This window comes from Spiroplasma endosymbiont of Zeiraphera isertana, assembly GCF_964030805.1.
Classification (GTDB): Bacteria; Bacillota_I; Bacilli_A; order Mycoplasmatales; family VBWQ01; genus Spiroplasma_E.
In genome coordinates this window covers 1,479,550-1,492,423 of sequence record NZ_OZ034965.1, presented here as the reverse complement: position 1 = coordinate 1,492,423, position 12,874 = coordinate 1,479,550, and the positions used below count along the sequence as shown (strand labels likewise).

8 protein-coding genes are annotated in these 12,874 nt (G+C 24.8%); 5 read left to right on the top strand and 3 right to left on the bottom strand.

The window, feature by feature from the left end; translation table 4 throughout:
• Positions 1-1,513: 1,513 nt before the first annotated feature.
• Positions 1,514-2,020 (bottom strand): hypothetical protein, encoded by a 507-nt coding sequence (locus AAHM78_RS10535; protein ID WP_342253128.1) that lies wholly within the window; start codon positions 2,018-2,020, stop codon positions 1,514-1,516.
• Between the two features lie 210 nt (positions 2,021-2,230).
• Between AAHM78_RS10535 and AAHM78_RS10530 the strand changes: the two genes are divergently transcribed.
• The 4 genes from AAHM78_RS10530 (at position 2,231) to AAHM78_RS10515 (ending at position 5,040) form a co-directional block, all read left to right on the top strand.
• On the top strand, positions 2,231-3,190 hold the full coding sequence (locus AAHM78_RS10530; RefSeq protein WP_342253127.1) for an IS1595 family transposase: 960 nt from the start codon (positions 2,231-2,233) through the stop codon (positions 3,188-3,190).
• Positions 3,191-3,505: 315 nt separating this feature from the next.
• Positions 3,506-4,300, top strand: coding sequence for an ATP-binding cassette domain-containing protein (locus tag AAHM78_RS10525; RefSeq protein WP_342253126.1), 795 nt, complete (start codon positions 3,506-3,508; stop codon positions 4,298-4,300).
• The gene (locus AAHM78_RS10520) at positions 4,252-4,419 is read left to right on the top strand and encodes a hypothetical protein (protein ID WP_342255142.1); all 168 of its coding nucleotides are present in this window, start codon (positions 4,252-4,254) and stop codon (positions 4,417-4,419) included. Before AAHM78_RS10525 ends, AAHM78_RS10520 begins: the two co-directional genes overlap by 49 nt.
• A gap of 51 nt (positions 4,420-4,470) precedes the next feature.
• Positions 4,471-5,040, top strand: coding sequence for an ATP-binding cassette domain-containing protein (locus AAHM78_RS10515; protein ID WP_342253125.1), 570 nt, complete (start codon positions 4,471-4,473; stop codon positions 5,038-5,040).
• A 100-nt stretch (positions 5,041-5,140) separates the two neighbouring features.
• On the opposite strand, the gene AAHM78_RS10510 is transcribed toward AAHM78_RS10515, so the two are convergent.
• Both AAHM78_RS10510 and AAHM78_RS10505 read right to left on the bottom strand, forming a co-directional pair.
• The gene (locus AAHM78_RS10510) at positions 5,141-5,413 is read right to left on the bottom strand and encodes a hypothetical protein (protein ID WP_342253124.1); all 273 of its coding nucleotides are present in this window, start codon (positions 5,411-5,413) and stop codon (positions 5,141-5,143) included.
• Positions 5,414-5,623: 210 nt separating this feature from the next.
• Complete coding sequence (locus AAHM78_RS10505) at positions 5,624-7,747, bottom strand: hypothetical protein (protein ID WP_342253123.1); 2,124 nt, start codon at positions 7,745-7,747, stop codon at positions 5,624-5,626.
• 324 nt (positions 7,748-8,071) lie between these two features.
• Here AAHM78_RS10505 and AAHM78_RS10500 point away from each other — a divergent pair, with 324 nt between their 5' ends.
• Entirely contained in the window at positions 8,072-12,799 is a 4,728-nt protein-coding gene (locus AAHM78_RS10500; RefSeq protein WP_342253122.1) for an ABC transporter permease, read from the top strand.
• Positions 12,800-12,874 lie beyond the last annotated feature (75 nt).

Here is a 12,874-nt window from a genome sequence, read left to right as displayed (position 1 = left end):
TCGAACAATAATTAAGTTACAGATTTAATTGTGTAGAAAACATTATAAATATAAGGTTTTAGGGTTAATTTTAAGAGAATTATTATATTTATGGTAATTAGAGTTTTGTAACTTAATTATTTAAATATTAAGGATATTTATAAATAAATCATTAACTTTTATTATAACATTCAATTTTTAATTTTTAAATTCATTTTTTCTTTTTTATATATAAAAAACAAGAGCTGAAAAGCTCTTGTCTACACAAGAATTATTGCTAAGGTAATATGTCATTTATAAAAAAAAAGGGGGGGTTATTTATAAATAAAACTTAAGGTTATTGGGGTTATAGAGTTTAAATTAGGGGTTTTAGATTAATTTTAAATTTTTTATATTTAAAAATATTATAATTGAATAATGTTTTGACATATTACCTTAATTTTAAAGGACCTAGGCTATCTAAATCCTTATAAGAATAATAACAAATAATATTTAAATTGCAAGGAAATTTGTTATTATTTTTAGAAATAATTTATATTTTCATTTTTTTTAAAAAAATATATTCATACTCTATATAAGTTTTTTATTTTTTTAATAAATATTTTTGGAAAAATTGCAATAATTTTACCCTACTTATCTTAGTTTTATAAAAAATATTAGTGCATTAATAGAGTGTTTATTGTTAGTAAAAATTTTTACATATTATGAAATTTTTAAGCACTAATAAAAGTAATAAAACAAAAATATGTGGTTAAACTTATAGTCTTATAGTTTTAATTTTAGTTATAAAAATTTGTAAAAAATTATTTAAAAAAAATAAAAAAGATATATAATGATGTCGAATATTTAATATTTAAAATTGAGAAAAAATATTCAAATTGAAGTAAGGAGAAAATTAAAAAATGCCAAACCCATGAAAAACATAAACTAATGGCCCAACAGATTTAAGCAAAGTTGCTAAATGGGAAATTAATGATGTGAATGAAACTAGAGAAAGATGAAAAAGAGAAAAAGAAGAAGAAGAAAAAAAACAACAAAATCAAAACAAAGCGGGATCTAGTTTGAAAAAATAAATTTGTTTTAAAAATAATATAAAATATAACAAGATATTTGGTCTGTATATGAGTTTTTATTTAAACCTATTACTTTATTATTTTAAAGTAAATGGGTTTTTTATTTTTTAATCAAATAAGAAGAAAAAAATGAAACCGATATTATAAAAAGCCCTAAGTAATATTGTAAAACAAGGTGCATTAATTACTAGAGATGAACCTTTACATCAAAATAAAGAGAAAATACAGAGAGAATTAATAACATATAAACTAAAATCAGAAAATGATTTTGTATATAAAACAGAAATTAATAAGGATATTATAATTTATGAATATTTTTTTGAGAAAATAAAAGATAAAGATAATGGTTCTTGCATTGTGACTAGAATTTATTTTAGTAATGATGAGATATGAGAAAAGATAGTATATATTAATAATAAAGAAACTGATGTTGAACAAAAAATAATAGAATAATATAGAGTTTATTTTTGTAAAAAAGAATTTTTAGAAGAAAGTCAATTCATAAAAAATGAAAATGATAAGCAAGTAGTTATTAGAAAAAAATCTATTTTAGATTTTAAAAATAAAGAAAATATTAATGGTGTCAATAATAATGATGAAAAGATTAAAGAAAGTAAAAATAATTTAGGTAAACGATTAGGTAGGTGAGTTGGAAAATTTTTTATTTTTGCCTTTGAAACGTATATTTTTGGTGTTGTTTCAGGAATTATTTCTGTTCTTGCACTTAAAATTTCTTTTGCAATGGCGCTTTGTTGATGAACTCCTGCGGCTTTAGGAATAGCAACACTTACTGCTTTGCCTATAGGTTGATGTGTAGTTTTAGCAATTGTAGCAGTATTAGGTGTTCAGATACTAAAAGAATATGGAATTAAACCTTTATTAAAAAAAATGTGAAACTTGGTGGAATTAAAAAAAGCAAAAAAACTAGAAATGGAGGACTTAAAAGAAATAGATTTTCATAATATCAATTCTAGAGTTTTAAAAAAACTATTTAAGTTCTCAAAAAAACATACCTTTTGATGAAATTAGACCAAGTTTTGAACAAAATATTAATATAATTAAAAATAGAAAATTATCTAATAAAACTCAAGAAAAATTTTTTAATTTTCACAAAAAATCTTGATATTACTTTTAATTTTAAATTAAAAGTAATATTTTTATATCAGGGGTGATTTTTTGTGACTAATAATGAATTAATTGATGTTTTAAAAAACAAAAAAGATGAAGAATTTATAAAAATTATTAGACATTTTAAAAATAGAATTAAACAAATTGAGAAAAAAGAAAAATTAGATGCAATTGATAAAAAATTTAAAGAAAAAGGAATTCAATGTCCAAATTGTAAATCTTATTGATGTGTAAAAAATGGTTTTAAGAATAATAAGCAAAAATATTTATGCAAAGATTGTAAAAGTAGCTTTGATGCTTTAAGAAATCATTTTTTACATTGAAGTCATTTATCTCATGAACAATGATATTGAATAATTTGATTGTCATTGTTAGGTCAATCTGCTTATACTATTTCTCAATTTGCTAAAATTTCAAAAACATCAGCATGATTTAATCGTCAAAAATTTATGAAATCATCACAATTAGCAAAAACACAAAAACCATTCACAAAATTAAAAGGTAGAATTGAAATTGATGAAACTTTTATCAAAGAAATTCATAAAGGAAATTTCAAAAATCCAGATGATCCAAGAAAAAAATGAATTGAAGAAAATGCTAAAGATTTAAACTGTTGTATTGAAATGGCAATTGATGAAAATAAAAATATTTATGCTCAAACAACAAATACTAAAAGATTAACAAAAAAATGAGTACAAGAAAATTTAACATCTAAGCTTATCGAAGAAAAATCAATTATAGTTTGTGATATGCAAATACTATATGATACAGTAGCTAAACAAACAAAATGTACTCTCAAGAAATTTAAATCAAAAGAAAATAAAGAATTAAATTATAAAAATTTAAGTAATATCAGTAAAATACAATCAAGTTTAAAAGAATTTATTACTCATTATCATGGCATTGGATTTACCAATATTCAAAATTACCTCAATTTATGAAAATTTAAATACCAACATTATAAAATATCACCTTATGCAAAATCTGAAGCATTATATTTCAGTTTGTAAAAAAAATAAATCCAAAAATTAAATAAAATCAAATTTTAGGCCAGGTTGATGATTTTTTTTATTTCATCAAGAGTTTTTTTGAAAATTAAAAGAAAAATTTGATGCAAAGAGTATTAATAATATTCCAATTTTAGCTAATACTTGTGAAATAAAGTAAAATGTTTATTTCAACATAATTAATAAGTTAACAATTTTGTTGATAATAATAAAATTTTAATCTATAAAATTAATACTATTTTCTCTTTTCTCTTATTTTATGGCTAATATTCATGTTATTATTACTAAGTAATTAAAAAAATATTAATGAGGTATAAGATGAGTATTGTCACAATTGAGAATTTAACACATGCTAATGGTGGAAAAGTTTTATATAAAAACGCCACTTTACAAATTAATAAAGGTGAACATGTGGCATTAATTGGTATGAATGGTGTTGGTAAAACAACATTATTAAATATTATTAATGGAACAGTATCTGCAGATCATATTAATTTAAATATTCATCCTAAAATTAAAATTGGCTATTTGGATCAACATCAAGAGGTTAATTTAGAATTAACAGTTTTACAATATTTGCGTGAAAGTTATCAAAAACTTTTTGAACGTGAACAACAAATGGAAAACTTATATGCAGAAATGGCTAATAATTATAGTGAAGAGTTATTAACGAAAGCAATAAAAATTCAAGATGAATTGACACACCAAGGATTTGATACTATTAGTAAAAAAATTGGTCTTTTAGTTGATGGATTGGGTATTAATTTACAGCTTTTAGAACAAACTGTAGGTAGTTTAAGTGGTGGTCAAAGAGCAAAAGTGTTATTAGCAAAATTATTATTAAATGAAGATGATTTTTTATTACTTGATGAACCAACTAATTTTTTGGATATTGAACAAATTAATTGATTAGCTAAGTTTTTACAAAATTACCCTAGTGCATTTTTATTGGTGTCACATGATCGTAATTTTATTAATACAACATGTAATATTATTTTCGATATTGATAATTATATGATTACTCGTTATGTTGGTAATTTTGAAAGTTTTTTAGAAAAAAAAGTTTACATCATCGTCAATATGAATCAGCATATTCAAATCAAAAGAAATTAATTGAAAAATTAGAAACTTATATTAGTAAAAATGCAGCACGTGCTTCAACTGCTAAAAGTGCTGAATCAAGAAGAAAACAATTATCTAAAATTAATGTTTTAGAAAAACAGCAAATCTAGTCTCCTCCAAAGTTTTATTTTAAGTATTATAAAACAACGAGTTCAATTGCTGTGCAAGCTAAAAACCTTGAAATAGGTTATCATAAACCATTAATTAAGCCACTTACTTTTGTTATTAAGACTGGTAGTAAGTGAGTTGTTAAAGGGTATAATGGAATTGGTAAAACTACTTTCTTGCAAACATTAGCCGGTAATATTCCAGCACTTGCTGGAAATATTAATTTAGATGATCGAATGCAAGTAGCATATTTTCATCAGACTGAAGTAATGACTAGTACTACTCCATTTAATTATTTAAAAGAGTTAGATATTAAATTAAATGATGTTGAGATTAGAAGAATTTTAGCAAGTTTTGGCTTGCGTAGTAATTTAGTAATGAAACCAATGAACTTACTTTCTGGTGGTGAACAAACTAAGGTTAGATTAGCAGCATTGGCATTAAAACCTTACAACTTATTAATTTTAGATGAACCAACTAATCATATTGATGTTTTAGCTAAAGAGTCTTTATTAAAAGCATTGCAAGAATTTGAAGGCACTGTATTATTGACAACTCATGATACTAATTTTAATAATAGTTGAGTTGATGGTGTTTTAGATTTTGAAAAATTAACAAATTAGTGAAATTAAAATAGTTATTTTTAATATTTAATTTATACATTTAAACAAATAAAAAAACTTATAACTAAGATTTAGTTATAAGTTTTTTTATTTGTTTAAATTATCCTTTACGATTACGGTCGTCACGGTCTCGTCTGCTAAATCCACCACTGTTTCCTCAACTAGAATCACCACGTTCTGAACGTGGTCTAAAGTTTCCACGATCAGAATAATTTCTATCCCCTTGTGTTCTTGCTCCACGTTCAGCAAAACGTTTTTCACGTTCTTCTGTGATTTTTACAAGTGTTGTTAAACTTGCATTAATAGTAATTACTGTTTCTTTTAAAACTTTAATTTCTTCTAATAATGCTTCGATTGTTTGATTGTTTTCCATTAACAATGCCTCTTCTTTCTGGCGCCTAATTGATAAATCTGATAATAATATCTGATATAATGAGATTAATAAGCACTTAATTAAGTATAGCATTAAAATTAAAATTGTATAGTATATAGTCATATATTTTATAGTTAAAAATAATTATTATTATGATAACTATTATTTTTTATTAAATATCTAGTAAATAATATTATTAAAATTAGTTTTTTATTTTACTAAAGTAATACTTTTAAATTTAAAAGTACGTATACCTTGAAAATCAATTAAATTTTCAATATCAATAGCAGTGATAATAAAATGATATGTAGTGTTTTTAATTTTATATGTAAAATAATATTTTAAATTAATTGTTTCAATATTATTGATGGTAGTTTTAGTCATAGTAATATTAGAAGTATTACCTATTTTTTTATTAATGCCGGTTGTGTTATCAGCATCAAAATAAACTTCATAGTTATCTTTAATTCATTGATTATTATTAGTAGTAATAATATTTTTAATTCCTAATTTATGACTTTCATCATTAGTACCAAGTAATAAATTTAAGATATTATTTAGTTGACTGTGTGGTTCAAGCATAGTTTTTTGTAAAATATCCAGTATTGAACCTTGATTAAAAGTTGGATATTCTGGATCATGTTTATTAATGTGTCCACCTAATGATTTATATAATTCTTCGACATCGGTTGCTGTTACATCACTTTTATTAATTATGTTTTTTAGAGTAACAATAGTATCATTTTTAAAAATTATTAAGAGACCAGTAGTATTATTAAATAAAAAATTCTCTAAATCTTGTAAATCAATATTAATACCTTCATTACCTGGATATTGTTCTGAAATTTTGGTAATTAGATCAGTAATACCAGTAATAATGTTTTTAACACTATCTGTATTAATTGCTTTGATAATGGTATCAATTAATGGACTAGGATCATATTTACTATCACCAATAAGCCCGCCTAAGGTTAAATTTGCTGATATAGCTAAAGGACCAATTTTAACTTTTAAATTAAGTTTAACATCATAAAGAAATGTATCGAAACCACGAGTTTCTGCTGTAGTTTTACCAAATACGGTTAGAAGTATTTGTTTTAATTTTTCTGGTTGGCTAATTAAAGATTTTATAGTATTGATAATATCAAGTAAATTATAGCTACCAGCACTTGGCTTTGATGGATAACCATTACCAATTGTTAAATTTTTAACACCTTCAGTAATATCGGGCATATCTAATATTCATTTTTTAATAACCGGAATAATTGCTTCAATAATTGTTAAGATATAAAGTGAGTTAGTTAAAAGATAGGGAAAGTATTTTTCAATATCAGCAAAAAAACCTTTATCATCAAATTGAACATCCGGTGGATTTATACCATTAACAGTTATATATTCTGAAAGAATATTACCTAAATAGCTTGGAGTTTTACCATCTTTACCAAAAATTTTATTGTCTTCACTCATTTTTCAAAACAAGTAATTAATTAAAGTGCCACCATGATATAAATCATAATCTTGTTTTGATTTTCAATTTTCAACTTTATGACCAGGAAATTGACCAAAACTTGGACTTATTTTTCATTCTCCATCATCATTTCAAGCGCTATAAGGTTGACCACTATCATCTTTTCAATTATTCATAAACTTAGTTAATGTTTCTTCATCAGTGGGTGTCGAAGTTTGTTGATCAGATCAACTGCCATTGACTAAATTACCAAATATTCTAGTTAGCGGATTTAAAAAATTAGAACCATAGTTATTAATTAAATTGGCAACTAATTGTAATTCAGCTGGTAAAGTGCTTAAGTCACCTTGTAATGATTTTAAAAAACTAGAAATGGGGTCCATACCAGCACCTACAACTATATTTTCTAATTGTGGGTTAGCCATAATTGATATAGTTCTAATATAATCAAGTGATGAAAAAATATCATTAACTTGTTTTTTACTATTGATGGTTTTAGTTAATGCACCTGTTCCAGAAGCTTTAAAAAAAATATCAGGATCAAAATTATTTACATCAATTTTTCCATTTTCCCCTCAACGTGTTTGTAAATCACCTCAATTATCTAAACTAGTATTTTTAGTTAAATTATTAATACTATTATTTTTAATTTTTCCCATAATATCATCATTAGTACTACTAGTATCAGCACCTAACTCTTTTGACATAACCATACTTTTAATTAAAGCAGAAGTTTGGTCAGCAAAACTTTTAGCGATACTATTAGTTACACGGTTAACATAAAAATTAAAGGTACAAGCTGATAGAGGTAAAATAGTGGCACTTGCTATTAAGATAATTCCTAACTTGGTAAATACTTTTTTCATAGCAGTTCTCCTTAAATAAAGTGTTATTTTTGTCAATTTTATTTTACTAAAATTTAATACATTTAAATCTGAAAATAATTAAATTCATTTCTTACAAATTGTATCATTAGTTATTTTAATTTTAAAATTTATTTAAATAAACAATTTAAATATGGTAATATATCAAACAGAGAAAAATTAAACATTATAAAAACTATCTATTATTTATTTTAAAATTATCCTATATATTAATTTTGTATAAGTGTGATATTATTAATCCATATGTGAACTTAATAATTAAAATTAAATGCAAAATTTTAATTTCAGGAATTAGGGAGAACTGTAATGGCAAGGTTAAATAAACGCGAAAAAGCGAATGATAAAAAAATGGTGTCTACTAATAAGAAAGCAAAAAAAAGTTTATTTAAGAATGCGTTACTATTAAAGCAGACTTTAGTTGCTACATGAAAAAGTAAATTACAATTAGTTATTTTATTATTACTTACTGTTTTTGCAACTTCGTTGGTTACTGGAAGTTGAATTTCGTACGTTAGAATGATTGAAGGAAGCAATCAATTAGGATTAAATGATCTTAAGTTTGATGCTGTTTTACCTTATTCACCAGTGTCGCAAGGTATTAAACAAATTGCTAATCAAGCTTTTAGTTTAAAGTTAGGTCGATTTTATGTTCAAAATGGAACTGATAGTAAAAGTACTAAAGCGCTTTATTTTGATGATACAAAAATAGGCACAGATCAAGAAATCCTACCAATCACTAAAGATAACTTAACTATTGATTATAATCGTGATAATACAGGTAATATTACTGGGTTTAATGATATAAGATGAACAACCCCAGATAATCCTTTAATTTTTAATTTGAATAATAATAATGTTAAAGCAAGCATCTATGGTCAATTATTATTAAAGTCAAAAAATGCTGCTAATGAGAATTTAAAAAACCATTTTAAAACAGCAGCAGATGATTTATATCGTGATGTTTTTTTTAAAAAAACAGCACCCAATATTCTTCAATCTATTAATACTTTTATTAAGGAATGGATTACAAAACATTCAACAGAACCGATATTAAAGGAGACTGATAATGATAAAGTTACCACTTGAATTTTAGAAAATAAAATAAATTTTAGATCTTCTTCTAATGATGCTACTATTCCTGATAGTGTTAATTTACAAGATCAAACAGAAAGAAATGAACTTTTTATTAAAGTAGTTAAGGAAACTGAAATTGATCCAAGATTAGATAATGAGTATGGTATGAATGGTCAATGAATGAGAATTTATCGTAATTTTTCTGCAACAGAATCAGATAGTAACATTTATACTAATTTTACTAATACTTCTATTGGTTATCATTCACCTTTTAACTATAATATGATTAGTGATGGCACTGAAAGAGACGCTTTTTCTTCATATTTAATTCGTGCGGTTGCAGCATTACAAATGCGTGATTTATATGTTCGTAATCAATTTACTGCCAGTGCTGGAGTAATTAATAATACTCAAATTAATACTAAAATTATTGATATTGGTTTACCTAATGCTTTAAATCATACTAATCTAAAAGTATTTGAAGGTGTTGCGCCAACAAGTAAAAATGAAATAGTTATTACGCCACAATATGCAAGAAAAAATAAAAGTAATAAAGCGTATAAACCAGGCGATCATATTAATATTAATGGTACTGACTTTATTGTTAGTGGTATTGGTGGTGATGCTTATGATATTTATCCAACGATTAGTGACTTAGATCCAATTCCCAATACAAGAACTGAATTTATTGCTTATGTTACACCTTCAGCATGAAATGATGGAAATTGATATAAGACAGCAGATAAAACTGATAATACTTTAATGTATTTTACAAAATGAAATAATGTTCCTAAAAATAGTATTCATGAATTTGATGTTGATTTATTTAATGATTTTTTTCAAAAAACAATATTTAGTGATAATGGTGTTAGTGATTTAAATCAATATGATTATAATAAGTATTTAGTTGAGAAATATGGTAATACAGTTCCAACACCACAATCTTCTTCTACATACATTATTAATCCAAATCCTGTAGTTACAAGTAGTAATAGTCAGTTTTCGCTTTATAATAGTAAAGAAAAGATATTTAATTCAGCAATAATTGGATTTTTATTTGCAGCAATAGCAGGAGTATTATTTTTACTAACGGTTGTTATTTTTATTACTACTTTAATTGTTAAAAAAGCAATCCAACATGGAAAAGTTTCAATGGGTATTTTAAAATCAATAGGTTATAAAACATGACAAATTACGATTTCTTATTTGGCATATCCATTATTAACACTATTAATTGCAATTCCAATTGGCTGAATTGTTGGTATTGTAATTCAGGTATATTTAACTGAGATTTTTAATACTTTATTTGTTTTACCATATAATGTTTTTAACTTTGATGTTGTTCCGTTATTTATTTCAATTGTTTTAATTATTGGTTTTATTACAATTGTTGCTTTATTAACTGCCTTTCGTCTTTTAAAACGTGATCCTTTATTTTTAATTAAAAAAGATAGTGATTTAGCTTTAGGTGTTCCTAAAAGTAGAGCTAGCAAGTTTTTACAAAATAATTTTCGTCTTCGTTTTTTATTATCGTTATCAAAAACTAGTTGAAAAAAAATTTTAGTTACTTCGGGAGTTATTACTTTAGCTTCACTTTCAATTGTAGCAACAACACTAGTTCCTGCCACTATTAATAGTTTAAAAGTTAATTATTTCAAAACTCAAACATATAAAAATTATTATGAGTATCAAACACCAATGCCGAATATGCCAATGAGTAAATATGGATTATATTCATGAGATTTTTTTAATCGACCAAGCGGTGAGAAATATTATCCAACTTATGGTTCTATGCCTTGACCTGAAGATAAAATTGTTTATGATGAGAAAAAGGCACGTGTTGGATGATATAATCCATTATTGTTTAAAAAAGAAAAATTAACTAATAATTTTGCTGATATTTTTACTTTTGATTCATCTTTTCCTGAATCTGAAAGAGCAGAGTTTATAAAAAAAATGTCCTCTTATTATCAAGAACAACCAACAGGGACATTAGATCTTAATGATTTAGTTTGATCATATAGTTGATTAGGTGGCAAAGCCTTTAGTAATCAGTTAATAACTGATTTAAGTAAAGAAGATAATACACCATCAAAAATATTTTCATATAATATTGTTAATTTTGCAAGTGGCCAATTACCTAATATTTTGCAAGTTCCCAATCCTGGAGTGCCACCTGGTCCAGAGGCAATTAAAGAAATTTTAAAGCAAGTATTACCAGGCTTTGTTCGTCAGAGTATTGATAGTTTGCCAAGACCTAATATTAAAGAAGATCCTTATGATTATTTTAGTATTGGTCATAATACTATTGCTTTTAATCCAAAAACTACTAATAATGGTGATATTAATGGACCAGATGAAGAATTAGTAACACAGTTTAAAGTTGGTGTTGATGAAAGTACAAAAATTGCTAAAAAAGAACTAATGGATGTTATTGGTATTAATCGCAATACTGCGATGTTGGTATTAAAAAATGATGAAGTTAAAGCTTTAAAATATAATGCTAATGCTAATGCTATTCCAATGGTTATCAATCGTGCTTTTCAATCTAAATTTGGATTAGATGTTGGTTCACAATTTAGTGGTGTACCACAAGTTAATACTCTATGTTATAAAAATATTGATGGTAAAAGTATTCCTTTACCAAAAGAAAATTGATATTACGGTGAAACACCACCAACAGATTCTTATACTACAAATGGTGGCATCTGATCAAAAAGTGGAACAAAATGAAATTATCGTGGTGATCAAAAAATAAAATTATCTGATAATAGTAAAGAATATAGTGATATCCACGGCACTAAGTATAATGGTATGTATGATGAAAAAGGACAACCAATTATAAATAATGAACCTAGTACTTGAAATAATGTTAATGATATTTGATTAAAATTGCCTTCTGATATTAGTGATAGTACTAAAAGTGGTAAAATTCCAACAGCTGATAATGCTAAAACTATTGATTTTGATTTATCACGTATTTCTGATTCAACAGGTGAATGAATTAGACCTTTTTCATATGATTTGGTAAAGCCATATAATGGATTTGATCCTAAAGATCCATTAAGTATTTTATTAAACCGTCCAGCAGAATGATTTATGGGAATGGTTAATAATAATATTTTAACTAAAGAAAATAATATTAATGCTGATAGTTTACAAGCAGATATTAAAAATAACATGCCAACATGATGAAAAAATATTACGGGTAATGATAATCCACTTCATACATATCAAGTTGTGGGAATTCAAGATTCTTATGATACTCCTAAAGCCTATGTTGATCAAAAATGAGCTAATGAAATTATGGGTTATAGTTATATTGATGATAATCCTTATTATTCAGGAACGGATGTATTTCAATGATTTAATGGTAAGTTAAGTGCTAATGCTAATGTTTTTGATTTAATTGGAAGAATGAGTTTTAAATCAAATTTAGATGATTATACTATTTATGCAACCACTAGTTTAAGTGGTAATCAAAATATACCAATGGTCAAAAAAAATTATTTATTATCAAGACAACAAGCAATGCTTACTAAAATGTCAGATATTGCTTTCAGTGCTAGTGCTTTATTTATTGTGACAACGATTATTTGTTCAATATTAATTGTTATTATGATTACTGATTTATTTACCGATCAATTTCGTCGTTTTATGGCTCATATGAAAGCAGAAGGATATACTAATTGAGAAATTAATTCTTTTACTTTAGGTATTTTTACACCTTGAGCATTACTTGGTTATATTGTAGGATTTGCCCTAGGTTTCCTTGCTATTTATGGTTTAATTTCTGTTCTTACTAGTTTTGTTGGTGTGGCTTTACCATTTACAATAACATGATGAATATTACCAGTAAGTTTTACCATAATTGGTGGTATATATATATCAACATTTATTATCAATAATCATGAATTAAATAAAATGAATTTAATTGAATTATTAAAATCTGATGAATAAAATAAAGTTCACTAAAGAATGTTTGGTAAATTTAAATATTTAAATTTACCAAATTAATAGTCAAATATGTATACT